The sequence below is a fragment of the Microbulbifer sp. VAAF005 genome (assembly GCF_030012985.1).
Lineage (GTDB): Bacteria > Pseudomonadota > Gammaproteobacteria > Pseudomonadales > Cellvibrionaceae > Microbulbifer.
Genome location: NZ_CP120233.1, coordinates 1371782 through 1397186 on the forward strand (window position 1 = coordinate 1371782; position 25405 = coordinate 1397186).

Genomic DNA, 25405 nt, shown 5'->3' on the forward strand with positions numbered 1-25405 from the left:
TCCTAATGAATTTTTATTCCAGTAAAAATTTTGGGAGGAATATAGCGCAACTAACCTTAACTCAAAATGAATTCTATCGATGGAGATGCTCTGTTGACCGGATAAACATACCTACTCCAGCTATGACTGCCTCTTCACATTATTTAAATCAGAAGGATCTGTTTTAACCAGCAAAAGCGGACAAAATGCAATTGTTTTAGGTCAACAAAAAAGGGCGAACACTGTTCGCCCTCTCTTCCAAAGCAATGGATTTTAGTTACCCGCCAGTAAGGCTCCGCACCATACTGATCATCACACCCGCAGCCACCGCAGAACCGATAACACCGGCTACGTTGGGGCCCATTGCGTGCATCAACAGGAAGTTGTGAGGATTGGATTCGAGTCCTACTTTGTTGGACACCCGCGCGGCCATAGGTACGGCAGAAACACCGGCAGAACCAATCAATGGGTTAATCTTGTGCTTGCTGAATACATTGATCAACTTGGCCATCAACACGCCAGCCGCAGTGCCGATCGCAAACGCCACAATACCCAAAGCCAAAATACCCAGGGTTTTAGGATCGAGGAATTTGTCTGCCGCCAATTTCGAACCAACGGAAAGGCCCAGGAAAATAGTGGTGATATTGATCAGCGCGTTCTGAGCGGTGTCCGACAATCGGGAAACGACTCCGCACTCACGCATCAGGTTACCAAAGCAGAACATACCCAACAGCGGTGCAGCAGCAGGTAAAAACAAAGCCACCAAAATAAGCAGCAACATCGGGAAGGCAATTTTTTCCCGCTTGCTCACATGGCGCAATTGCACCATTTCAATTTTGCGTTCCTGCTCAGTGGTCAGGGCTCGCATAATTGGCGGCTGAATCATAGGCACTAGCGCCATATACGAATAAGCTGCTACAGCAATAGCCCCCAACAGGTCCGGGGCCAATAGGCTGGAAACATAGATAGCTGTGGGACCATCTGCTCCACCGATAATACCGATCGCAGCGGCATCGGCGATTGAGAAGTCCATGATTCCCGCTACTGAGAGACCCACAGCACCGAGCACCGTGGCAAAGATCCCAAACTGGGCCGCTGCACCGAGGAACAAGGTGCGCGGATTGGCGAGTAGCGGACCAAAGTCGGTCATAGCCCCTACGCCCATAAAAATAACCAACGGCGCAATGCCGGAAGCAATAGCTACGGAATAGAAGTTATACAACATACCGTTGTTGAAACCGGCATCCCGGGCAAACTCAGCTGCTTGTACCTGCACGGCTGCCGGCGCACTGGCCAGAGCTTCCTTAAGCGCGGGTAAAGCTGAAGTGCTATCAAGGCCCAGGATCTGGGCCATTTGCGCCAAAACAGCCCCATCTCCCTGGGTAAGGGCTGTCTCTGCGGCTGAGAGTGCCAAATCGGCACCGGGAATATTGGCCAGGATTCCGCCGAAACCGATAGGCACCAAAAGCAGGGGCTCAAAGTTTTTGCGAATGGCCAAAAACAGCAGGCCCAGGCCCACCAAAATCATAATGAACTGGCCCGATGCCATCTGCGCGACACCGGAGGAATGCCAAAGAGTAATCAGATTATCCACGTGTGACTCCTACCTTTGGCTATGCAATAGACAGCAGGGCATCACCCACCGCCACTGAATCGCCTTCTTTTACTGCCACACTGGCGACGTTACCGGCACGAGGGGCACTCACCACAGTTTCCATCTTCATCGCTTCCAGTACTAACACCGCCTGGCCTTCACTCACCTGATCCCCAGGCTTCACCATTACTTTGAAGATGTTTCCAGCGAGAGGCGCATTAACCGGCTCACCTCCGGTAGCAGGCACGGAAGGTGCACTAGCTGCAGATGCGGGAGCACCACCGGACACAGGGGCAATATTGGTTAAGTCACCACCATCGGCCACAGTGACGGTGTAGCTCTGTCCCTCTACAGTCACGGTGTAAACTTCTTCACCTTTGTCGTTCTTGACTGCAGCACCTTCATTACCGGTAGGTACTGGCTCAAAAGCTTCTGGATTACCACGGTTCTTCAGGAACTTCAGGCCAATCTGCGGGAAGAGTGCATAGGTAAGCACATCGTCGATCTCCCCCTCACCATCGGTCAGGGCCACATCTTGTTCACCCGCTTTCTCTTGAAGCTCCAAGGTTAACTTGTCCAACTCTGGTGCCAACAGGTCTGCAGGGCGGCAGGTAACCGGATTCGCTCCATCCAGGACCCGGACCTGCAGCTCCTGGTTAACTTCAGCAGGTGTCGCACCGTATTCGCCTTTCAAGACGGCGGCTGTCTCTTTAGAGATCGATTTGTAACGCTCTCCAGTCAGGACATTGAGTACCGCCTGGGTACCCACAATCTGGGACGTGGGAGTAACCAGCGGGATACAGCCCAGGTCTTCGCGCACCCGGGGGATTTCCTCAAGTACATCATCCAGGCGATCTCCAGCGCCTTGTTCGCGCAGCTGGTTTTCCATATTGGTGAGCATGCCGCCGGGTACCTGGGCCACCAGGATGCGGGAATCCACCCCCTTCAGGGAACCCTCAAACTTCGCGTATTTCTTGCGAACGTTACGGAAGTAGGCCGCAATTTCTTCCAGCAGGTTAATATCCAGCCCGGTGTCTCGCTCTGTGCCTTCCAAAATGGCCACCAACGCTTCGGTTGGGCTGTGACCATAGGTCATGGACATAGAGCTGATCGCGGTGTCCACGTTGTCGATACCCGCCTCGATACACTTGAGAGCGGTAGCCGTAGATAAACCGGTAGTAGCGTGGCACTGCATATGGATGGGGATGTCCACGGCGGCCTTCAAACGTTTCACCAGCTCGTAGCCCTCATAGGGGCGCAGCAGACCGGCCATGTCCTTGATCGCGATGGAATCCGCTCCCATATCCTCGATCTGGCGCCCCAGATCCACCCACAAGTCCATGGTGTGTACTGGGCTCACGGTATAGGAGATGGTGCCCTGAGCGTGCTTCTCTTGTTTCTTCACCGCAGCCAGTGCGGTTTTCAGGTTGCGCATATCGTTCATCGCGTCGAACACGCGGAACACGTCTACCCCATTGACTGCAGCGCGCTCTACAAACTTCTCAACCACGTCATCCGCATAGTGGCGGTAGCCGAGAATATTCTGTCCCCTGAACAGCATCTGTTGGGGCGTGTTCGGCATAGCTTTCTTCAGTTCGCGAATACGCTCCCAGGGATCTTCGCCGAGATAGCGAATGCAGGAGTCGAAAGTGGCACCCCCCAGGACTCCAGAGACCAGAAGCCAACTTTATCGAGCTTCTCAGCAATCGGCAGCATATCGTCCAGTCGCAGTCGGGTAGCGAACAGTGACTGGTGGGCATCGCGCAGGACTACATCGGTAATCCCCAATGGCTTTTTAACCTCAGTCATGGGTTATCTCTCTCGGCAGAAATTATTGGAAATTGTTTGGAAGCGATTAGTGGTTAGCGTCTTTTGCGATGCTGTTCGATCGCCGCTTTAATCACCGCATGTAAATGGGCCTTATCATTCCCAGCGGTTGGGGAAGGCGCGTGGGATACGGGCTCCGCTTCGGGGAAATAGCGGGAGATGACTCTCGACATAATACCGGTACCGATCACCAGCAATAGCAGAAAAGTAAAAACAATTCCCATACCAAACAGGGTGATATCTAGCCCCTGTTGCAAAAGTGTTTCTTGCACTGTTTATTCCCCCTGGCACCAGGCAATAAAACCATCCATCCTGGACGGTTTCATCTGTGCCCGTAACACTATGAATTTACGTATCTATTTATTCAGGACAGCTGAAACACCCCAATTGATATTTTGCGCGTATGTAAAATCTTCGCTCACAATTAAACAAATTTATGTCGTACAACCAATAAACTTGCCCGGGAAAATCTCACTTAGCCCAGCCGTCCCAAATTTCTGCACATCGGAATCTTATTCCCTAGACTGGTAATTTCAACCGCCGCTGCACCTGATCCTCCCCCAAAAAGAGCGGGCACACAGGAAAAAATTCGTTAGTTCCAAAATGCTGATATTTTTCTATTATCAATACAAGTTGCTTTTAAAATCAAACACTTATTGGTTTCAGGGGCAACGGAGGGGTCTAAATTACCACGCCCAATTTTGGTGCGAAACATCAATAGGCTGAGTTTATTTCTCCTACTTTTATATACTGAAGAATGATCGTTTTTGCGCCATTACAATAACTTGCTGATAGAATATGCTCCTTTAGATTTATGATTTACCTCTCAACTAACTTATGACCGACAAGACACCTACCCCAGAACCTACGATTTACCAGGCACCAATGGAGGGGGTAATCGACCATCACGTGCGTGCCCTGCTCTCCGCCATCGGAGGGGTCGATATCTGTGTTACAGAGTTTGTTCGTGTCACTAATACTCGCTTGCCTCGCAGAGTATTCACCCGCTTGTGCCCAGAGGTCGACAAAGGTGCCAAGACCCCAAGCGGGATTCCAGTTCGGTTACAGCTGTTAGGCGGCAACCCCAATGCAATGGCAATTAATGCAGTAAAAGCAGTTGAGTTCGGTGCTACAGCAATTGATCTCAACTTCGGCTGCCCTGCAAAATCAGTAAATAATAGCGACGGTGGCGCCTGCCTATTGCAAAGCCCTCACAGAGTGGAAGCTATTGTAGGAGCGGTTCGCCGCGCTGTCCCGGAAAACATCCCTGTCACCGCAAAAATCCGACTGGGCTTTAATGATCGCTCTAGCTATATGGATAACGCCCAGGCAGCAGCAGCTGGCGGCGCAAATGAACTGGCAGTACACGCTCGCTCCAAAGTCGATGGCTATAAACCCCCAGCCTACTGGGAATACATCGGTGAAATTCGCCAAAAACTGGAAATCCCAGTCATTGCCAACGGGGATATCTGGACACTTGAGGAATTTCAACGCTGCCGTGAAGTAACCGGATGCGAAGCATTTATGTTTGGTCGCAGCCTGCTAGCCAGGCCAGATTTGGGCAGGCAGATAAAAGCCTACTGCTCAGGTGAGAGCTATACAGCAATGGGCTGGCAAGAGATTATTGAAATTCTTTGGGGTTACTATCAAACCACCCGAGAAGTTTACCCTGCCAAGTATCTGGGCAATCGTATTAAGCAATGGCTCGCTTACTTGAAATTAGCGTTTCCTGAAGCCCAATTGTTCTTTGATAAAATAAAACGTCTCAGGGAGGCAGAAGAGCTTGATAGGGCTTTTTCCGAAGAGCGGAAAATTCAAATAGCATCAATTGAGGCAGCCTAATTTTCCGCACCTCTGCCAGTATCGGAATTGATACTGGCAGAGGCAGTTACCCGCTCAGATCCACTCTCACAGATCCATTTTTGACTGCCGACTCAAGTAAGCCGGATTGTAAAATTTTTCCGCTAACTGATGCGCAGTGCTACTTTCGTAGTAAACTCTGGTTTCAGTGGTAGCTTTGATGCTATCAACCAAAACCATCTCCTGCACAAATAGCTCTTCATCCTTTATCCCCGATACAAAATGCGCAACCTTAGCCAACTTTCCAGATTTCAAGTAAAGCTCCGCTTGGATTGGGAAGAAACTCTCACTATCAAGCCACAATTTTATCTTTTGATAGCTGGCTCCTTTGGTTTTTGCCTCCAGCTGAAGTTTGTGGGTCAATTTATCCTTTAGAATTTCACTTGCCTCGAATTGCCCCCGATAGTCCTGGCTCCAGGTCAAAGTGGCGATATCACCAATTGAAGCCTCCCCAGCAATCTTTGCATCGGTGTTATGCGGATAGGGCGGCGGCTGCGGGGCATCAATAGCCAGTAGTTATCCTGCAGCATCAGCATTTTTTGCCCCTCTTCACCAACACCTTTAAATACCACCAATGATTTTCTCTCAGGGCGAGTATAAACATGGTAGCGATCTTCGCTTTCTAACTCTCCCTGTTTAAAAACCTGGATGTTGGTGACAACTTTTGAAGATGACTCTCCAAGACGATAGGAATCGGCTTTGGCCAACATGCTTTCTACCTGTACAGCGGAAAAAAGACTTTCCTTCTCCTCAGTCCCAGCTAAAACAAAGGGAGAGAACATCAGCAACAAACCAATCGCCAAGCTAACTCTGCCTAATCTTAATTTATACATGGACCAATGCCTCAGTAATCGGTTTATTGACACCTTTCCGCGCCGCAAGGAAGGATGAAAAAACACATATCGCAGCTATTGCAACCGAAATCATCCAAGCCAAGTTAATAGAGAAATAAACAGTCAAAGGATACCCCGTTGTTTTTCCCGGAGGTGGCGGCATAGTAATGTCAAACATCATCAACCCAGCGCTTATCAGACCAGCCAAAATAACACCTGCTAAAGAACCCACTACAGCAAGTACTAAAGCCTCCAATATAAACCCAGTTATCAATTCCACTTTGGATGCACCCAGTGCGGACAAGGTACCTATTTCCCGTGTTCTCTCTGTTACCGACATTGCCAGCGTATTGAAAAGCGAGACAAAGATAACCAGTGCCATAATGATGCCCATCAACCCAAAAATCCGATCGTAAAGACTCTTCACTCCCTGATAGAAAAAGGCACGATCCTCCCAAGTTGTAATTTCCAGCTCTGGAACTAACTCACGCAGTCTTTCCTGCAAGCTCGATGTCTTATCAAGGCTGTAGCCATAAATTGCCATGGTTGAGACCCTGTCACTATCTAAAAGGAACTGCGCAGCCGGAACAGAAATATATACTTGACGCTTATCCATATCAGGAACACCAGTTCCGAAAACTCCCCTAACCTTAAAATCCATTGCATTGAGAGCCCCATGAACGGTAGAGGACATTAAAGTAATATAATCCCCAGGCCTTACATTAAGATTTCTTGCGAGGTCCTTACCCAGCATAATCTCGGGATCACTGATATCTTCACGGTTTGATAAAATACTGCCCTCAGTGACATTTAGAAAAGGCCCCTTCACCCGAAATTCACTTGGCAATATCCCCTGACCTAAAAAAATAGTAGACTTATCACCATTGGAAATTAACCCTTGCAGATAAACTCTAGGCTGCACAGCCTTCACATTTTCCCCAACCAACAAGTCCCTACGTAATTTATTGGCATTATCTAAACCCAGCTGAAGAGGAAAGTCCTCATCAGAAGAGAAATATCCCGGCTGTGTTAGCACCAAATGCCCCTCACTACGCGCCGCGTTCTCTTTAAGGGATTGATACGTAAATAGGCCAAAACCTCCGGAGGCCATCAAGGCCGTCACCACAATGGAAATTATTGCAACGGCAAGAAAGCTTCTGCGGCGATTCCGCAATAAATTTAAAACCGCGACTTTTAAGCGACGCATAAAGCACTCTCCTGCAGAATTACACCATCTTTCAGTTCAACAACTCTATCGCAATGACGCGTCATTCGATCATCATGACTGGCAACAATAAAAGCTGTTTTTTGCTCCATTCCTAAACTTTTCATTAACTCAATAATTTGTTGTGCGGTAACACTATCCAAGCTGGCCGTAGGTTCATCGGCAATTACCAGTTTGGGCTGGTGCACCAGTGCTCGAGCGATTGCTACTCTCTGCTGTTGTCCACCTGAAAGTCGATCTGGCCTGTAGTTAGTAAACTGGGACAGCCCGACATGATCCAACATGCCCATTACACGCCGTCTTACTTCACCTTCTTTCATTCCATTTAAAAGAAGTGGAAAGGCTACATTCTCAAAGGCTGTCATTACCGGAACCAAATTAAACTTTTGGAATACAAAACCCAACTGGGTACGACGGATCTTCATTGACTGCCGATGGCTTTTTCTCAGCACCTCGCCGGCAAAGCAGACTTCTCCGCTGTAATCATGATCCAGTAGCCCGCAAATATTTAACAAGGTACTTTTACCGGACCCCGATGGTCCGCACAGAGCTACCATAGTGCCTGCTCGAATATCCAGATTCACATCTCTTAAAGCCCGAAGTTGAACCTCACCGGAAGTGTAAGTCTTTTCAATATGAGTGAGCTGTAACATAGATTCACTACCTGTTCGCACTATTAGTCAGAGCTTTTAACATCACCGCATGGATTTGATATGCCATGACTCTCAGCCTTTGCTCCCCATAAATTCACTAACTCCTTGCTACCCTCAAGCTCTGCAGCCTGCAATGCACCACAGTAAATCCAGCGAGTAGCGTCTGTCGGCATATATCCTATGCGTGGATCACCCATCAACTCATGATAAAGTTCAAACCCACGGTCAAAAGAATTAAAGAACTTTGGCACTTTAGTAAAAGTTGTTGCGGCAATGCCTTTAAGCAGCAAGTCTTGAGGCATCCCCTGAGAGGAACGGCCAGGGTTATCCATTTCTTCAATTATGGTGAGCGCCTTATCCATACGGGCAATTCCATTCTCTGCATAACTGACCTTTCTCCAGGGCAGCCAGCTTTCTTTTGCCATTAGTGTTTCACTGGCCCCCAAATAAAAGAGTGCAATAGGATCAGACGGATCTTCTTTTTGCGCCAGTTTGAAAGCCTTATAAGACGCCATCACTGCCGTACCGCCCGCCTTTGTGGCTTTTTGGTATAAGTCTTCCATTTGCGCATCAACTGCGGCAAAGGAGGAGGTACTTGCTCCCAAATTAACAATCAGTGCTGCTATCAAATTTTTCATTACGTCTCTCCCTGTATTCAAGTTGGGAGCAGGCTAACCGAAGCATGACTAATGATCTTTATGATGCGATAAACAGTCACCAGGTGCGATAGGCGGGAATAAGCAATACTGAATGGCTAAATAGAAGTAGATCTACAACTTTAATTGAGGGTACTGCTGGAAATTAAGAGCGAATACACCATCCCGAAATACACAGTAACTAGATTCCTTCGTGTACCTAGTCAGCATCCACACTCCACATGACTCTATGTGAAACGTATCTTCTCCTTTCAAAAAGTAGTACGGATTAGGGAAGATAGTGAAAGGACATACAGTTTTACAGCTTCATAGCGAAAAATATTGACTTATCACTATTCTTAGGCAGGATTTTGGCTGATATATAGATTCTGTGGAAAGCATTGTCAGTATAAGGTGGATACATCTCATACTGACATATTGAAGTATGTGGAATAGAAGATTAAATAGCTTTCTTAATGTAGCTAACCGCTTCGCCTACCGCCTCTCCAAGCTTGTTTGTAGCAATACTACGGACAATATAGGTGTCACCTTCAATACCATCAAGGGAAACATGAATATCCACCTCCTGGCCAGCTAAAGCCAGATTAGCTGCTCGCAATTCTGTTGACGTCAGGACAAATCTAGCCTCATCCTCACCTAGCAGATTCCTTAAAAACAGGCAGCATGACTTCAATAGGCACTGAGAAGCAATTGCTACGGGTAACGCTTTCACCTTATCGAAATGTCCTAGACACATTTCAGGTGTCACCCGACCGATTGTTGCATTTAAAGTTTGGTCATTAACCATGAGGACTTTTACATCAATACTTTTCTCGTAAGGGTTAACACCCTCAATAGAAGGGGATATATCCTGAATACTTCCGCTGTAGATTCTGTGGAAGGATTTCTCTTTCATTACGTGGTATGTAACTTCAAGTCTAGCCGCAACCTCACCTACAGCATCAAACAACTCAGCCTCAGCAACCAGCTCTCTTTTGTTAGTGAATACTGCTTTAGTTCTCGCATAGAGAAACTCAGGACGCTCTTCTGACACAAAATTATCAAAGGTTGTAAGGTCAGCTTTACAAGCCAAGTAGTAATGCCTGGACTTCACAGGGTTCGCCAATGCTCCAAAACATGACCCTAAAATGGCTAAGTGCCTACCTATTTCAGATACATCCATCAAAGTCTTTTCAAAAGTACTTTTACATTGAATCGGTACCTTTGAAATCAGCCAACCATCAACATCAAAGTGTAAAGACTCTAGTGCAAAGTAAGGCGCTTTAACTTCAATTAAGTCCTCAATACCATCAACAGAGATAGCGTAAGAAGCCAAATTGAGACTGTTTAGCATAATAGATCCATTATTAGCAGATATAAAAATTAATGCACAAGCATCTGCACTGTGGTAAACACTATTGAATTGCCACTAGAACTTTAACACCAAAGCTAAGTAGGCTTCGGTAGCACAACCACAAATGGGTAAGGTAAAGCCTCACAAATTATAAATAATTGGCACAGCAGCCCCAAAATCAAACTTATTATTGAGAAGCACCAATATTTCTTAATAAAAATGTAAGAGTACAGGTCTGATTTTTAAGTAAAAACCCCCGTCGGATCCGGAGGCCTGAAGTGTTATCTACACCGAAAACCTATATCATTCATTCAAGCGGACTATTGCTATATGCAAGTGCGTATTGCAGGCAATTATCCTGGTCATTCCTAAAAAAGTAAATTACTGCGAATTACAGAGAGAGAATGCCAACAAATGACCGGCCCTTCATATTTACCATTGCATGACAGGCTATGGGCGCACTATTCAGAGCCTTGATAAGCTCGAAGTATTTTCCCTGCATTATAGCCTTGTATCAACTCACCATTAACTAGCAACAAAGGTACCCCGTTACCACCTAAGCGATCATATTGTGCTCTCGCTTCCTTTGATGATTCAATATCAAACTCAACAAAGTCTATATTATTTTTACGCATTAGCTTTCTAGCTTTCTTGCAGTATCCGCACCACTTAGTGGCATATAGAATAACCTGCCCTTCCGACGCCTCTACTTCGGAGGTGACATCCATCATAGAAGGTGATGACGAAAAAACACGACTGATGTCATCCCACCTTTGAATTACAACAACAACGACGATAAAAATTATCAAATTTCTCATACTGAAGGACTACAACTAAATTCTTTAACTTTTATGGAAAATACGACAAGTAGAATTTCCACACAGATCCCTTTTTAGACTATCAGCAAGACCAATACCACAATTTATTTTTATTCTGCCTTAAAACTTAGAATCACCATTCTCACAACCTCATCAACGCGACATCAAAATCAATACTGAGCAAACACTGAATTACCTAAGGCAGCCGAGCCACAGCCTAACTGGGGCTAGTGTTCAGTAATCGTAAAGACTTCTAACTTGAAAAGACCATAAGGGGCTAAACGTTAGCTTTACGAGCAAGCAGTGCCTCAAAGCACACTTTATTCCAAATTGCTATGGAGCACAGAAGTTGATTACAAGCTTCTAATAATGTATTCAAAGCCTTCCTGGTGCGCAGTGAATTCATTCATTTTTATCCATCAAAAAAAAACACTTTTGGAGAGTAAAAAGTACAAACTACCTTCTCTTACATAGACTTAAACATAGAGGCAGCCCGCCGGCTAACTGTATAGTGACGACCATCATTCATCACTACAGTGACGCCACCAGTAAATCCTCGGCTAATCTTTTGAATACGCTTCACGTTAACAATGGTTGAACGATGTACTTGCCAAAATAAATCCGGGTTCAATTGGGACAAAAGTTCCTTTAATGGCGTTCGAATTATATGCTGACCTTGCTCCGAGTAAACTGTAGTGTATTTATCTTCGGCAACGAACGCTGAAACCTCATCGGAGGCGATCAGGTAAATATCCTCTCCCTTGCTCGCCCGAATCCAGTGTAAGTACTCCGGTAGACTTGTCGAGAGTTGCTTGAGTATGATTTCTATATCAGGGCCTGCTGTAACGCCGCTCTCCTCCCGCTCTTTTAAACGCTGACGAATACGCTCACAGGCTTGCGCCAAGCGTTTCTCATCTATCGGTTTAAGCAAGTAATCCGCAGCTTCGTGCTCGAAAGCCTTTACAGCATACTCATCATATGCTGTAACAAACACAACGATTGGCTGCTTATCAGATTTCTTAAGTGCGTCTGCAACTGCTAGCCCATCCAGCCCTGGCATACGAATATCCAGGAAAACCACGTCTGGTTTTTTATTTAGGCATAAATTTAATGCCTCTTCTCCATCGACCGCCTTCCCAATTATTTCAAGCTCAGGATAAAAATCTGCAAGCATTTGATCAAGATGATAGCGCAATAGGGGTTCATCATCTGCAATTATGGCACGCATGGAAACTCCAAACGGGCAGTAACTCCACCCTGTTTATTACTTTGGATCAATAGCTTACCACGCTCTTGGTAAAGAGCAGAAAGTCGCTCCCGAATATTGCTCAATGCAATTCCATTGTGCTTACCTGAACTAAGCTTATTGATACCGGCAGCGAGTCCCACACCATTATCTTCTACTTCGACAATCCACTGTTCTTCTTGTTGCTTAACCTTCAATCTAACCAATCCACCATTGGCTGCAGGTTCAATTCCATGAAAAATCGCATTTTCCACTAAAGGCTGCATTAATAAAGGAGGAACAAATGTTTCCAAGCTAATATCCGCAGACAAATCAACCTCATACTCTAGCCTTGACCCCAAACGTATCTTTTGTATTTCCAAGTAGCACTCCAAGCTACTTAGCTCATCTTTTAAAGATACCTGATCACAGCGGGATTTTTTCAGACTAAAGCGTAAAAGCTCACTAAAGTTATCTAAAAGATCCTCTGCTTTTGGGGGATCATGACGAATAAGCATTTTGAGGTTAGCCAGTGTATTGAATAAAAAGTGAGGTTCAATTTGACTTTGTAGTATTTTTAATTGGCTCTGGGCCAAACTCTTTTGCTGCTCAGCCTGATGTAATTTGGCCTCTTGAAGCTCTCTCTCCAGCTGGCGAGACTGCTCTCGATTAAGCTCGATTTGATATACGAAAAGAAAAATAGGGATAGCAATGATTAAAGAGTCAAGTCCTCGAAAAGTTGCAAAGCCCGATATCCACCACCAAGCATGTAGAGAACCTACAGTGAAGGCCACAAAAGCTGTAACTGTTAGCTTCACTTTAGAAGACCAAGCAGGTTTAAAAAACCAGGCTAGTTGCCGTGTAGATATAGCTACAAATCCATACCCAAAAGAAATCACACCATTCAGAAAATAGCCTCCCCCCACACGGCCTGGGTAATTACCGCTACCACCACACAAATTATCAAAGTGCGCAAATACTCTTTGAACAAGTTCACCATTAACTCCACTCAAAAAACTATCGTCGTACTAAAAGTAAATGCGGCCTGGCTTTGAAGCTGTGCAAAAGCAGATTCGTTACGACCACCAAAAAATCTTGCAGACGCACCAAGTACCCAATCTTCAGTTAACTTCCTTTCACCACCGATAGTTAAAATAAGACCGCTATCTTCAGGTGTATAGATTAAATCGACTTTAGGGTGATATTCATTATTGGAAAGCATCCAATGTAAAAGCAGATTGTGCCTCAAGGCATTTTCACCAGAAAACGCCATCGCAGAGGACCGACGAAAGCTATCCCATTGCACCCCCTGATTTTGGTACCACTGGCTGTAGTCAAACACCTGATCCCACTCATTTTTGCCCCAGGAGCGACTATCAAACCAGTACTCCAAAATTACGGAATGCCCAGCGCTATTTGCCCAAGTCATTCCTATAAGAGCCTGCCAACCATTATTTTCTTTTTCTTGTTTCGGTATGGCCTTCAGTTCCGGGGGCTGCCAGCGCCAATGGTCTTGCTGATAACGCCATTCTGCATGGGCTTCCCATTGCTCTCCATAAGTATTAACCCAGCTACCACCTAAGTTAACACCTCGCTTGTCATCGATATAGCCCAACAACTGCCACTCGGCACTTGCCCCAAGCTGATACCAGCGAGCTGCAATACCCTTTGGCAACGTACCACCAGAATGCTGGCTAATACCTGCATCCACCAACATTACACTGAACTCGCCACTGCCAGTAAAATGACTCGCTGACATCACCCCAACACCTTCGCTCACTTGAAGTGAAACGGGGTTTCGCTCCATGGGCAAAAACCAATCTAGCGGACGATGCCCATAACCAACCCCAAAATCCAATCGGCGCTTACCTATCAGCCAATCCCAGTCCTGCCAGCTCCCTTGCCGGAAAAGCTCCGCAACCACTAGCAGTGAGTCTTCACTACCACCTCTCTCAGCCTGATGGAAAGCAGAGACCTGCCCCTCCCAGGCTTCATATTGGAAGGCTCCCTGCAGCAAGGCTTGTCGAGACACATTTGACTCTCCTTCGAAGAGTGCACTATCGGAAGCTCGGTCATAAGCAGCCGCCATCGCCAGCTCCCACTGCGACTCAAGAGCACCCGCCTGGCTGATGGCACTGCCAAACATTAGAGATAGAGCCCAGATATAGAAAGACTTCATAGTTACCTCCCTTCAATGGAGGCAGACTAGCAATCTCCCAGAGCCAAGCCAGTCGGTAAGACAAGCGGTATATCGCTCGGATAAATGGCTACTAATGGAGATTGGCGGAAGCAGTTACTTACAGATCACTAACCCGAGTTGTTGTTGGCTGTTTTGAAATCAACCAAGAATACGATCATTACCTAATCGCTAGCACCCTGGCGACTAAAAATAAGAGGGGACCGCCATCGCGATGAAGAAAATGAGCGGGTATTCCGGTGAATGCCCCCTAGGACCCCATTCAGCTCATTTGCAATTAAGACAATAGAATTGGATTAAATAGAGAACCGCTATAGACAACGATATCACCGACATCTGGACGCATAGTGTCTTGATTGAAAAACTGCAGAAGTCCTCTTTAGGTATAGAAACTTCCATGATCAACGGTCAGGTCAGAGCAATCTTTAGCGTGGCCAAACATATAAACATTCAGTTTTCAACACGCTCAAAATAATAGCGCTTTACAAACTCAAAACACCGATATTTTAATCCAAGATTATAACCATCTACGGGTGTATTGCGCTCATCAACGTTATTAACTCCTCCATTGCAATAACCCCTACGCCATGAAGAGAACCGATAATATCCCCGGTAGAATAAGTAGAATTAAGATTTAAGAAGGTAGCTACTTGGCATAGGCTACCAGCAGAAAAAGACCTGTACAGGAAAGAACCTCCATGAACGTAACTTTGTTGCCTCGTTCCTTGGATTTTTCAGCAGCTGATAACATCCTTATTTCTCTTTGCCAAACCGCAGGCCTAAACCATAAGCTCCGATCCCTAAAGAAAACCCATAGATATATTGCACGACTCATTTAACTTTTGGGCTATCTCTTTTATCCTACCCACTAACCTATTAACCCTTAAGAGCCTTGTCACCAATTGCCGAAACCAGGTTCACACTACTTAAAGATAATCACAATCAATGGTCCAACACCGTCACAACCTGCCAAAAAACAGATAGCAATTTAGCCTTCGGTGACCCAGAATCCAATTTCGGTTATTTAACTACTACCCAATAGGAACCGGACCTTTAAGCAGCTGTCCATCAAATACAGATCGCCCCGCTCACTTGCATTAAGAAATACGTCGAGTTTGTCATGCCTGATACCCTAAAATTCCTTACAGCATTCAGCTTATCCGTTCTCCTCACAGCTTGCGGCGGAGGCGGCTCCAGTAGTAGCAGTTCCAGCGATGAGGCTACTGAAACGGAAACAAGCACTGATAGCAGTGACAGTAACGACTCCGATAACGAGGGGGAAGATACGGGCGGGTACACCTTTAACCCCAGTAGCCCCCTGGCAACACTTGTCGTAGGGTCACAAGAATACGCCAGTGGAACCCTCACCCTTGAAGATACTGATAGTAATAGCCCCACCTTTCAGGCCAGTAGTGTTGCCGGAGACTACGGTGATTTTACCCTCTATGAAAGTGGCAACTGGGAATACCAATTAAACACCAATTCTCAGAACTTAAACGATGGCGAGTCGGTGGAAGACACTATATCTTTTGAACTCACAGATGGCAGCACTCTTTATGTTGTATTCTCAGTTCAAACCATCGAAGCTACAGAGAGCAGCATCGTCTTTATCTTTATGAACTTCTCAGACGTCTCTGTAGAAGATGATCTCAGTGTTTCCCAAATCGCCGATATGGCTTTCAATGACACAGATTCTCTCGACAATGCCTACCAGGAGAATTCTCTGGGACAACTGAAGTTTAGCCGCCACCTTAGTAGTGACACAGCACTGGACCAGTACTGCTACGGAGAAGACAGCGATGAAAGCACCTCTATCGACTGCTTCAACTACAGCATTCCTGACAGCCAAAATGGTGGGGTGTTGAGTATCGAAGATGCACAATCCCGCTCTGGCAGCGAGTATAACGATGACGGCTATACCTGGAGAGATAACGCAACCAGCTGGATTGAAAGTAACTATGTAGACTCCAATAGCCAACCTGTAGATCTCAGTGATTGGCGTCACCGGGTCTACATTTTCCCTGAAGCTGCAGCTAGCGCGGGATTAGTTGGCACAGGGGTGGCCTCTGTTGGTGGCCGCTGGAGTATGATAATTGCCGATAGCGATCAACTGATTATGGGCCATGAAATTGGCCACAATATTGGCCTGAGCCACGCCGGCAATGACGATAATAATGATGGAGACACCAACGATAGTGGTGAGAGCGAGTATGGCAGTGACGGCTCCCTAATGGGCAATGCCTGGCAGTCGCGCTTATTCGGAAGTGGTCATCGTGACTATATGGGGTGGTATGACTCATTCCCCGGATACACTGAAACCATTGAGGCAGTTTCAGGCAGTACTACTAGTATTGAGTTTCAAGCTATAGAGCTTACTGCAGGTGAGCTTAGTGGCACTCTTCCCCAGCTCTTAAAGGTAGAGAGTATTGGTAGCAGAAATGGGGAAAACTACTATTACATCGAATACCATGTTGAGCACGACACCCTCAATCCCCGCCCACATCACGAAAATGCGGTAACGGTTCACTACCTTAGCGGCACTAGCAATAACAATGTTACCGCCAATCAGGTCGCCACACTGTCCACTATTGGGGAGAGCTTTACTGACTCATCCGCTGGGATCACTATTGAATTCCTATCCACTGACAGCAGCAATAACTCTGCAACTGTTTCCGTAACTTACGATGAATAACTTAATGGGGAGTATGACCGCAATGAAAAATCTACCCTTAGCCCTGCTTCTCGCTCTTTCCTCTTCGGTAATGGCCGAGGAGACCGTAACTGGCGTTTTAGAGGAAGAGATCTCCGAGAACTTTCAAACTGGAGAAGTGGATCACCGCTTCTCAGTAAAAGACGAAACTACCGGTGAATACTATTTCATCGATGCGCGGGAGGCGAAAGAAAAAGGAATGCAATCTGGTGAACGAGTACGTATTCGTGGTGAGCGGGAAAATAAGCGGCGTTTTCGTATCCGCGAATCTCAGCGTTTAGAGTTGAGACGAGAAGAGTAAGCTAAAGATATGTAATAGCCGACCTGATAGTGAAAGAATAAATATCATTCACTATCAGGCCAATCATATAACCGCAGGCAGCTTGTTATATTTCACTATTTTACGGATATCGCTATACATATTCTCAATATATAACAAACAACCTACTTATATAACAGTAGCTCGTGCTATCATCAAAATTAACTCGAACTTGTTTTCCTGCTGCAGCTCCTGCTAAAGCTGCACCAAACATCAGATTTAACCCTTCCTCTGTAACACCTTTCTCCCCGACCTTTACCCAATGGTACTTTGGATCAACACCGTTTGTGCAGCTGGTAGAATCGTCAGCAAACGTTATAACGAATCGGCCATCTCCATGGGGATATACTCTTGTGATCGTTGAAGTAAACCAAATTTCATCCGCAACCGCTGGAAACGAAAGAACAATTAAAAGAATAAAAGCCTTAAATTTTATCATGTCTCCACCCTAAACTTATAAAATAAAAACCAATAACTTACTGAAAGATCTCGATAAAGGCCGCACGATTACAAACCGAGGAGTCCTCATAGCTATATATAGAAACCTTCTTTCCAGTTGTCAGCGCGGTAAGAGCAGCAGCGTAGGCTCGGCTATGAATCTCCTCATTATTTCCTGCATTACCTGCCACCGACAAAGGGAAGGTTATGGACTCACCATTACATAAGCCGTTACCATTAGCTGTCTTCACCGTAAAAGACATACCATTTGCTGCGGTATTTGCCACTGCCGTAATCTCGACACTTTGAGCTATGTATCCACCAGAAGCCCACCCATCTACCGAAAACAAAGCACAAAACAATAGTAATGCTTTCTTCATTTCAGAACATCCTCTCTGAGACTTTAACTTAAAGGAAAACTCCGCGCATACTACCACCAACCCCCTACTCAATTACATTAATTAAGGAAAATAAAGTCTTACAACACCACCAAATTAGTAACAACTAGAGAGATCCACCGCTAACCTTGACGAAAGTACCAAGTCAAAAAATCAACCAACCGAAGTGAATTAGCATTCATGGCATTGCAATATTAGAGACCTCTATCCAACTCAACAAAAAGCTGGACAAAAGCTATAAACGGCCACTAAAGATCAGCGCCTATAATACTACTGGTGCCTTTCTCCAATCTATGGGGCCATGCTTCCAAAGCTTCTGTATCCAGTCTTTTACGGATCAACATGGAGCATTGGACTTCTTCCGGCTAATATCTCTTCATCTATCAGGAAAACCTGGGCTCTTAGTTTTCCTTTAACCGAAGATGATAAACGCCCTGAGACCAAACCTCCCCCCATGATTGAGTACAAGAAGAAAACTGCTCCTCTCGAAACCACAAGGTCACTTCCTTTCCTGTCGCATGTGCCGTGGTTAGAAGAGTTAAGGCTGCCTTACAGGACTCTTCAGCAAACTCACCCACGGTTTCTGTAACCCTGCAAATTCCAACACTATAAAAATTAGTATCTCCACCACTATCCTGTATGCTAGCGTGAATATTTCCATTTGCAGCAACTTCTACTGTAGCAACATTGCCAGTACATGTCTGACTATCAGAATAAGCGTTAACGGAGGCCAGAAAAAAGCCAAACAATAAAAATTTTTTGTTATTCAAAATTCATCCCCTAAAATATGTATTTTCATCAGCAATCATCACAGTAAATTTATTATAACCACACACCCCAAATTAACTATAAATTTAATATCTTGATTGCATATTACTATAGATTTTTGATGAGCTACAAGTTCACAAAAATCCAGCCCTGCACCTACATGACGCAAACGGTCACACACAACTCACCTTAATTCGCACCGTATAAAAATCAGGACAAATAATAAATAACCTCAATCAAAATTTACCCACCCTCATCTTAAACATCACCACACGCGGACAGCATACACTCTAAAAATAACGTAATAAGAAAATTCAAAAACCGGAAGAAAAGTTTAAATCAATAACAATCATACAGCCTTAGCCATTACTTTCTTTGCGGTCAGCTAGAACTATTGACTCCCATACCTTTGTGGTACTTTACCTCACATTAAAAAATACTCCTGCGAAGTTATGCCCCCTAAAACTGTAATGGTCAACCATTTCCGGACAGTAAGTTAAGTTTTTCTTCCGCTTTTGCAGGCGGCGATCCGTCATTATGTTGATGGGGACGCTCCCAGTTGTGGTAAGTCACCAAGTAATGACTGATGTCTCGGCTCCCTTCTGTGATGGAGTTGTATCCGAGAGAGGGTATCCATTCACTTGTACCAACATCCAGCGATCGGGCCGCTTCAGGGATTGAATAGCCTTGATCCACAGCCAAGCAGGCAGCATCTAATTTAAATTCGGGAGAAAAGGATCGACGCTGCCTACTCATAGAACGCCTCTATCTTCGGTGGCAACTTTACCACCCTAATTGGCACCCAGGTTTAGTAAACCACTACAAGCCGAGGCCAGCATCTACTGGGGAAGGCTATTCAAGACCCCCAATATGGTCGAGCGTCCCATTTAGGAATCCTCTCCGGATAATAATAAAGAAATAAAGCTTGAAGAGTTAATTAGCCCGATTCAAGGAAACTTAATGAATATCAACTGACTTAAACGCTGCCTGGAGAGCCTCCTCTTTTAAAGCAGGCGCCACCTTATATTCATCTTGTGCAGCCACTCTTATATACAAACAGGCTTGGCCAACACAAATTACTTACACGAGAGAAAATAAGCCTGAAAATAGAAATTTTTAACTGGAAAAAAGTTGAACAGGATCAATTAATATTTATTTGACGAGCAACAAAAAAGCTATAAAATACCTCACTCAAAACTTATAGCGGATCTAAGCATGAAAAAAATTATTTCTTGCAGTTTAATGGCACTCTCTGTGCAGGCAAATGCTAGTGCAGGCTGGATTGCTACTGATGTAGAAATTTCTGCAGTTACAAATACAAAATCTAACGGCGAAGGTTTTGCGATTATTGTTACCGACGGTAATGATAGCTACCCTTGCGAAGATACAACAATCTATTTTCCCTTAGATTCAGCTGGAAGTAGTGGAAGAGATCAAGACATTCACAACAGAGCATTTAGCCTATCTATAGCAGCATTAACCACAGGAAAGAGAGTAAGCATATATAGCTATTCAGACAGTTCAAGCTGTAACGAAGCCACCTATATAAAGCTTAGCAAGTAAAAAATGCTCCCCTTATTTTTTAGAATAGGGGGTTGCAGCTGACTAACTCTAAGCAACCTTTATTGTACTGTGATAGGAAATACTAAAACCCATTACCGCCACCCATCTTATTACCCACAAAAAGTAATACTCTTTACAGGAAGCACAAGATCCATAATACTACTTTCACCCTTTGAATATAGTTTAGCCCCAGAAAGCCAATCATTTTTATAGAATACTTTCGGTAATTTTATGTTTACAGACCTTAATAATTCTAAGCTTTTAATAGAATTTTGTTTCATGGCAGGGGTACTTAAAAAATGCAACATTGTATTTCCGGGCACCCATAGAAGAAGTATATTTAAACGTCAAATCCATTGACATAATATAGGGATCGCCACAATTTTCTGGATATAGAAACATTCATGCTTAAATCCCATACCCCTACCTCAATGCTCACAGATATCTCTTGATGCAACAACTTGCCATCTTTGCCTCTCCCGTTGTGTACGTAGGGTATTCCTTATGGGAAAGATACTCAATCTGGGAAGAACTATGAGCATCGGCTCCACTGGACTGAAGCCAGAGCACAAACGTTGGTTGGCACCTTTGCCCTTGAAGCCGCAGCCCTTGCGGTAATGAGTAATCACTACCATATCGTGCTCTATATTGATTCAACTACAGCCAAAACTTGGTCCGACACTGAAACCGTTCATCGCGGGCAGGAGCTTTTTAATACTTCCATACTGACTCAACTCTACGTTCAGAGCCATACCCTTGACCACAGAGAGATGGAAAAGCTCAACGAACTTATCGCCCTCTGGAGAGAATAATTGACGGATACCAGCTGGTTCATATTACGCTTAAATCAATCTATCGCTCACTAGACCAATGCGGAAGATAACCACACAAGCCGCTTTTGGGAGGGGTGCTTTAAGTTCCAAGCTTTACTGGATGAGAGAGCCCTCGCCGCCTGCATGCCTCATGTAAATCTCAACACTACACGAGCCAATAAGGCAAACTCTCCTGAAGACTATGATCATGCTTCTACTCAACAGCGTATTCGTGCGGTAATCTCGGGACGGCAGGCCAAAGAACTTCTACTACTTGCTGACAGTAAGCGCCTAGATATACAAAAGGATTACCCTTTCAGCTGGATCACTACTCAGAGCTGATAGAGCGAAGCGGCCAAAACTTAGACCCCAGTACCATTCTTACACCCTGTTTTTAAACGGTTGGGTATATCATCAAAACAAAGGCTCTGGCCCAGTCGAAACTTTGAAAGCCACTTCAAATCGGTAGGGGATGCGCAACAACTCGGATACAGAACATAAGCGACTGCCAGTGCTTCATTTATACAACACCCTGCCAAGTCCCACTCAGTTCCACAACACTATCCCTTCTCCTTTTATCCAAATTCATCATTCCAAGCCTTAAGTGAAACTCCACGACTTCACAACGTTTAGCTCTGAATCAAGTTGAAATAACCTTTAAAGATCAACGCCAGCAATACCGTTAGCACCTTTCTCTCATCTTTGGATGTCTAGATTTATTCCTGTTCATTGCTGTCTTTAATTTCGCTTATCAATCCAGTCTTACCAAGTCAGATATATTTACACTTGAATCAACCATCACACCAGACAGCAACCAGCGCCCCCCTCCCCTGCAAATATAAAATGAAGGCAATTGTTACATTCAGGAGTCGAAGCATATACTACCGATTTCAGCTCGACAGGCCTTCCTTCAGCTTTAAGGTAAGCCTTTTTAAAATCTCCGTACCTATGAAGAAACCGCTCCCAAAGGCTTAAACCAGAAAAAACAGACTCAAATTCCTTCGCTGAAAACTTAGCTCTGGAAACGATTTCATAAACACTAAAAAACTGCTCAACACTTTCTTCAGCAGAGCTATTGTTAAGCCTTACATGAATAGCATCCCGCCCCTTAATCTCACCCGCTCTTTTCGGAGAGTATCCCTCTGGAAAAACGTAGAATGATGCCCCACCTTCCGAACTACTGCTCCACTTATATCCCGCACTTTCGGAATCTATTTTCGATAACCATACTATCTCATGCCCTCGATAATTCCTGGCTTCTACGGAAAAATATCGACTCCCTGTCTCGCCACGCCTAACACAGACATTCTCGCCTGTAAATGTACATTTACCAAAGGCTACATCACCGTGCGAATTAATACCAAGTAAGACAAATAGGAACAGTAGATAATGTTTTCGAAAACGCATCACTAACCTCCGTATTGGGACAACAGCCAATCAAATTCCTTATCATACAGGACCCCAGATCTAGGCTGACCATAAGATATTAAGCTATTGGTAAAATTCCTCTGATACCCAAGCCCAAGAGCGCGCCCAAAATCGTGGGCAGCAGTATTTTTATTTCTATCCGCCTCGAACTTAAAATAGATTGTGGGTGTACGGCTGATGAACCTCCCTAACGAGCATAGCCGTGGGTATCCTCAACTCAATCATGGGGTCCTAGTTACGACCATTCATATAGATAATGCCAAGGGTATCCACCAGCTAATAGCCAGTAAAGCCATGAATGGTGATCTCATTTAGGCTATCCATCTACTGGTAGCTGCTACCGATCAGGCCACTGATCTCCAGGGAACCCCAATTGCTATCGCGGCGTTTACCCCAGGGGTCAATCGAAAATGGTGCAAGTGAACACCCCGCCAGTACGCCGGAAGCCAGGTTACCACTGTTGTAGACTCAACCAACCCCAGTAGCTTTGGCAACCACGTGGGGGTTGGCGCTTTCACAGGCTGTTATAACGACTGCAGAAGATTTCACCATCGGCGGAGCAGCTAGCGATAGGCCGGTGATAAGGCGTACCCCTGGCAGTTTTTCCTGAAGGACTTTTTCTTCATTGATCACCGTACAGGTAGCCATCCGATGATAGGTGCCCAGCTGATACTCAAACAGACGAATATGGGCTTCGGTGGTTAAAAGCCCGAAGTGGCTGTCCTGGTCGTACAGCCTGGCAATGGTATCGCTATTATTGACCGTGCCGGGAACCCGGCCGAGCTTATCGTAGAAGGTGCCTGCCACCTGGATCTTGGCACCGGAGCTGACAGTACGCTCGCCGAAGGCATTGTATTCGAAGCTACTGCGACCGCTGTTGAGGCATTATTAATTTTTAATTCGGCTTGTTAAATCAGGACAATCTCAACTTAAGCGCGAGCTATTAATAGGAAGTTGATATTTTTATAGATAAAGCCCATAAAAATATAGGCACGAAAATAATCTTATTAGATTTTATTCAGTTTGTTTTAGTGTCAAAGCTGCGTAAAATTGGCAGATATTTATCGATATTTTGGCCGTAATTGAGTATGCCTGAATAGGCTCGCAACCAAAAGATCAAGAAACCCAAGAGTTTTCCAACCCCATCCCTCAAAGGAGAACGGTAGCGTGACGTAAGAGTAAGTAAAAGGCGCTGACCCAAGGTGCTACCAACACCAGGGGCCAGCTAACCAAATTGATAACCCTAGTATCAAAGTGGCTCAGTGGATAATACGCTAGAAACCCGCTCGTCTTCAATAAAGTGGAGCAGATTCAGAGGCTTGAAGAGATTCTTTAAGCTCTGGCAGCGTTGCGTCTGTCTTTTCTTATTCTACGCTTACCGCTCTCGTGCACCGCCCTTCACTTCTGCCACGCATTACCTACCAAGCATCCCCCGTGCGGAAGATCCGCACACGATTTTAGTTTCTGCAGGAAATGACTATGTTGATTTTAAAGCGCCGGACCGGCGAGAACTTAAGAATTGGAACCAATATCTCAGTTACAGTATTGGAGGTTAAGGGCAATCAAGTGAAGATAGGGATCAATGCCCCCAAATCCCTGCCTGTTTACCGCGAAGAAATTTATGTGCGAATCAGGAGGAGTAGCCTGTGAGAAACTGAATATGCCGAAAGGGCTGCCCTTTCGGCTGGATCACTATTTAGAACTATTGGGCTGGAACGGTCGACATTTAGATCCCAAAAAGCGCGGCTCCATTTCTTAGAAGGCTCCCCCATACCTGAACGCCTGGGTATATCACCGAAATACTGGTTGTATCTCAGTCGTAATTTTGAATGCCGTTTTAATGGCCTGCTTGGATTTGCAGAGGCTATACCACAAGCTTGCATCAAGGTCGGGAAACCTGGGTACACGGTATCAGCGATTGCCGACGCTACCCTTCTGCAGCACCCTGCTAATTCCAACTCTCTCCAACCGCCTTCATTCCTTTCAGATTTTGCCTAAAACCCTAATTTTCGAATCCGAAGCATAATGCTTGGCCCTTTCATTATGCCTTAGTACCAATTTAGGAAAAACCAGTCACCAAGGGGGATACCTGTATCTCAGATAGCCCCCCACCCTTATCTATGGGTACCCAGAACGCTCGCCCTCAATTTATGGGTGCTCTGAATAATTCCTCCATATGCATTTAGACTTCCGCTGAACCAACCAATTTTCGTTTAAAATTTAATACCTTCACTGCTTATAAGCATATAGGTAGTTTCATCATAAGAAGAAAGTTCTTCATCATAACCAAAGTCCACAACACCGATCAACCCATCAGCTTTAGAATACAATAATATCATTGGATTATTTAAAGCAACCTTAGAGTCATGGTTAATCGCTCTTATAGGGGTTACATCTATTTTCCTGCCATTAACCCATAAAGGCACTGGGTGCTTATTCCTATAAGCAAAACCATCAAAATACCACGACACCCCCTCCTCAGGCGCCCAACCTTTAGGTAACACAAAGTTAAACCCTAAACTAGTGATACCTTTCCATTCAGAGGTTTTTACGACCTCGTAATGATATTTGATATTATCGATTCCGACTATTCTGTTTTTAACATCAAAAAACAACTTACCTGTTCTCAGGGAAACCTCTACAATCCGCCCCTTTTCCTCATACCAATTTGTCTTTAAAGACGCATACTCTATATAGCTCGTATCTGGCAAAGCTTTAGCCATATCAAATGCGATAAGGAAAATAAAAAAGATTAATGCTCTCATCAAC

The 25405-nt window shown here is 45.1% G+C and carries 26 protein-coding genes and 2 pseudogenes; 7 read left to right on the forward strand and 21 right to left on the reverse strand.

The genetic code is table 11. From position 1 onward, the window contains the following. Positions 1-256: 256 nt before the first annotated feature. From P0078_RS06145 to P0078_RS06155, 3 genes and pseudogenes are all read right to left on the reverse strand, one after another. On the reverse strand, positions 257-1573 hold the full coding sequence (locus P0078_RS06145) for a sodium ion-translocating decarboxylase subunit beta (protein ID WP_282933579.1): 1317 nt from the start codon (positions 1571-1573) through the stop codon (positions 257-259). 19 nt (positions 1574-1592) lie between these two features. Continuing rightward, positions 1593-3382: pseudogene (gene oadA / locus P0078_RS06150) on the reverse strand (sodium-extruding oxaloacetate decarboxylase subunit alpha). A 53-nt stretch (positions 3383-3435) separates the two neighbouring features. Beyond that, on the reverse strand, positions 3436-3672 hold the full coding sequence (locus tag P0078_RS06155; protein WP_282933580.1) for an OadG family protein: 237 nt from the start codon (positions 3670-3672) through the stop codon (positions 3436-3438). A 565-nt stretch (positions 3673-4237) separates the two neighbouring features. On the opposite strand from P0078_RS06155, the gene P0078_RS06160 reads away from it, so the two are divergent. Beyond that, positions 4238-5242 (forward strand): tRNA dihydrouridine synthase, encoded by a 1005-nt coding sequence (locus P0078_RS06160; protein WP_282933581.1) that lies wholly within the window; start codon positions 4238-4240, stop codon positions 5240-5242. A gap of 66 nt (positions 5243-5308) precedes the next feature. Here the strand turns inward: P0078_RS06160 and P0078_RS24755 are convergent, their stop codons facing one another. From P0078_RS24755 to P0078_RS06210, 10 genes are all read right to left on the reverse strand, one after another. Beyond that, complete coding sequence (locus P0078_RS24755; protein WP_282933582.1) at positions 5309-5683, reverse strand: outer membrane lipoprotein-sorting protein; 375 nt, start codon at positions 5681-5683, stop codon at positions 5309-5311. Next, on the reverse strand, positions 5680-6093 hold the full coding sequence (locus P0078_RS24760) for a LolA-like protein (protein WP_282933583.1): 414 nt from the start codon (positions 6091-6093) through the stop codon (positions 5680-5682). The genes P0078_RS24755 and P0078_RS24760 overlap by 4 nt, the downstream gene beginning before the upstream one ends. Beyond that, the gene (locus tag P0078_RS06175; RefSeq protein WP_282933584.1) at positions 6086-7300 is read right to left on the reverse strand and encodes an ABC transporter permease; all 1215 of its coding nucleotides are present in this window, start codon (positions 7298-7300) and stop codon (positions 6086-6088) included. Before P0078_RS06175 ends, P0078_RS24760 begins: the two co-directional genes overlap by 8 nt. Next, complete coding sequence (locus P0078_RS06180) at positions 7288-7971, reverse strand: ABC transporter ATP-binding protein (RefSeq protein ID WP_282933585.1); 684 nt, start codon at positions 7969-7971, stop codon at positions 7288-7290. Before P0078_RS06180 ends, P0078_RS06175 begins: the two co-directional genes overlap by 13 nt. A 23-nt stretch (positions 7972-7994) precedes the next feature. Further along, positions 7995-8609, reverse strand: coding sequence for a hypothetical protein (locus P0078_RS06185; protein WP_282933586.1), 615 nt, complete (start codon positions 8607-8609; stop codon positions 7995-7997). Between the two features lie 457 nt (positions 8610-9066). Beyond that, entirely contained in the window at positions 9067-9960 is an 894-nt protein-coding gene (locus P0078_RS06190; RefSeq protein WP_282933587.1) for a hypothetical protein, read from the reverse strand. Positions 9961-10421: 461 nt separating this feature from the next. Continuing rightward, positions 10422-10778, reverse strand: coding sequence for a glutaredoxin family protein (locus P0078_RS06195; protein WP_282933588.1), 357 nt, complete (start codon positions 10776-10778; stop codon positions 10422-10424). A 466-nt stretch (positions 10779-11244) separates the two neighbouring features. Then, positions 11245-12006, reverse strand: coding sequence for a LytR/AlgR family response regulator transcription factor (locus tag P0078_RS06200; protein ID WP_282933589.1), 762 nt, complete (start codon positions 12004-12006; stop codon positions 11245-11247). Continuing rightward, positions 11994-13016, reverse strand: coding sequence for a sensor histidine kinase (locus P0078_RS06205; protein WP_282933590.1), 1023 nt, complete (start codon positions 13014-13016; stop codon positions 11994-11996). Before P0078_RS06205 ends, P0078_RS06200 begins: the two co-directional genes overlap by 13 nt. Continuing rightward, positions 13013-14182: a hypothetical protein gene (locus P0078_RS06210; protein ID WP_282933591.1), complete on the reverse strand. Its 1170-nt coding sequence runs from the start codon at positions 14180-14182 to the stop codon at positions 13013-13015. Before P0078_RS06210 ends, P0078_RS06205 begins: the two co-directional genes overlap by 4 nt. 1138 nt (positions 14183-15320) lie before the next feature. Here P0078_RS06210 and P0078_RS06215 point away from each other — a divergent pair. Beyond that, on the forward strand, positions 15321-16892 hold the full coding sequence (locus P0078_RS06215; RefSeq protein WP_282933592.1) for a VCBS domain-containing protein: 1572 nt from the start codon (positions 15321-15323) through the stop codon (positions 16890-16892). 22 nt (positions 16893-16914) lie between these two features. Continuing rightward, positions 16915-17211, forward strand: a complete 297-nt coding sequence (locus P0078_RS06220; RefSeq protein ID WP_282933593.1) for a hypothetical protein — start codon at positions 16915-16917, stop codon at positions 17209-17211. Between the two features lie 124 nt (positions 17212-17335). Here the strand turns inward: P0078_RS06220 and P0078_RS06225 are convergent, their stop codons facing one another. The 4 genes and pseudogenes from P0078_RS06225 to P0078_RS06245 all read right to left on the reverse strand — a co-directional run. Further along, entirely contained in the window at positions 17336-17668 is a 333-nt protein-coding gene (locus P0078_RS06225) for a response regulator receiver protein (RefSeq protein ID WP_282933594.1), read from the reverse strand. A 37-nt stretch (positions 17669-17705) separates the two neighbouring features. Continuing rightward, positions 17706-18047, reverse strand: coding sequence for a DUF5992 family protein (locus P0078_RS06230; protein ID WP_282933595.1), 342 nt, complete (start codon positions 18045-18047; stop codon positions 17706-17708). 419 nt (positions 18048-18466) lie between these two features. After that, positions 18467-18835 carry a hypothetical protein gene (locus P0078_RS06235; RefSeq protein WP_282933596.1) on the reverse strand — a complete coding sequence of 123 codons (369 nt, stop codon included), beginning with the start codon at positions 18833-18835 and terminating at the stop codon, positions 18467-18469. A 619-nt stretch (positions 18836-19454) separates the two neighbouring features. Then, positions 19455-19589 (reverse strand): annotated as a pseudogene (locus tag P0078_RS06245) (transposase); the annotation flags it as partial. A 459-nt stretch (positions 19590-20048) separates the two neighbouring features. Between P0078_RS06245 and P0078_RS06250 the strand changes: the two are divergent. Next, positions 20049-20396, forward strand: coding sequence for a DUF5992 family protein (locus tag P0078_RS06250; protein ID WP_282933597.1), 348 nt, complete (start codon positions 20049-20051; stop codon positions 20394-20396). 110 nt (positions 20397-20506) lie between these two features. Here P0078_RS06250 and P0078_RS06255 read toward each other — a convergent pair whose 3' ends face one another. Then, positions 20507-20704, reverse strand: a complete 198-nt coding sequence (locus tag P0078_RS06255; RefSeq protein WP_282933598.1) for a hypothetical protein — start codon at positions 20702-20704, stop codon at positions 20507-20509. A 267-nt stretch (positions 20705-20971) separates the two neighbouring features. Between P0078_RS06255 and P0078_RS06260 the strand changes: the two genes are divergently transcribed. Next, positions 20972-21208 (forward strand): hypothetical protein, encoded by a 237-nt coding sequence (locus tag P0078_RS06260; protein WP_282933599.1) that lies wholly within the window; start codon positions 20972-20974, stop codon positions 21206-21208. Positions 21209-21352: 144 nt separating this feature from the next. Next, positions 21353-21550, forward strand: a complete 198-nt coding sequence (locus tag P0078_RS06265) for a hypothetical protein (RefSeq protein ID WP_282933600.1) — start codon at positions 21353-21355, stop codon at positions 21548-21550. 456 nt (positions 21551-22006) lie between these two features. Here the strand turns inward: P0078_RS06265 and P0078_RS06270 are convergent, their stop codons facing one another. Together P0078_RS06270 and P0078_RS06275 are read right to left on the reverse strand one after the other, a co-directional pair. Beyond that, positions 22007-22615, reverse strand: coding sequence for a hypothetical protein (locus P0078_RS06270; protein ID WP_282933601.1), 609 nt, complete (start codon positions 22613-22615; stop codon positions 22007-22009). Between the two features lie 489 nt (positions 22616-23104). Next, positions 23105-23443: a hypothetical protein gene (locus tag P0078_RS06275; RefSeq protein ID WP_282933602.1), complete on the reverse strand. Its 339-nt coding sequence runs from the start codon at positions 23441-23443 to the stop codon at positions 23105-23107. A gap of 672 nt (positions 23444-24115) precedes the next feature. On the opposite strand from P0078_RS06275, the gene csrA reads away from it, so the two are divergent. Then, positions 24116-24286 (forward strand): carbon storage regulator CsrA, encoded by a 171-nt coding sequence (gene csrA, locus P0078_RS06280; RefSeq protein ID WP_282933603.1) that lies wholly within the window; start codon positions 24116-24118, stop codon positions 24284-24286. Positions 24287-24849: 563 nt separating this feature from the next. Here csrA and P0078_RS06285 read toward each other — a convergent pair. Then, positions 24850-25401, reverse strand: coding sequence for a hypothetical protein (locus P0078_RS06285; RefSeq protein WP_282933604.1), 552 nt, complete (start codon positions 25399-25401; stop codon positions 24850-24852). Positions 25402-25405: the final 4 nt, after the last annotated feature.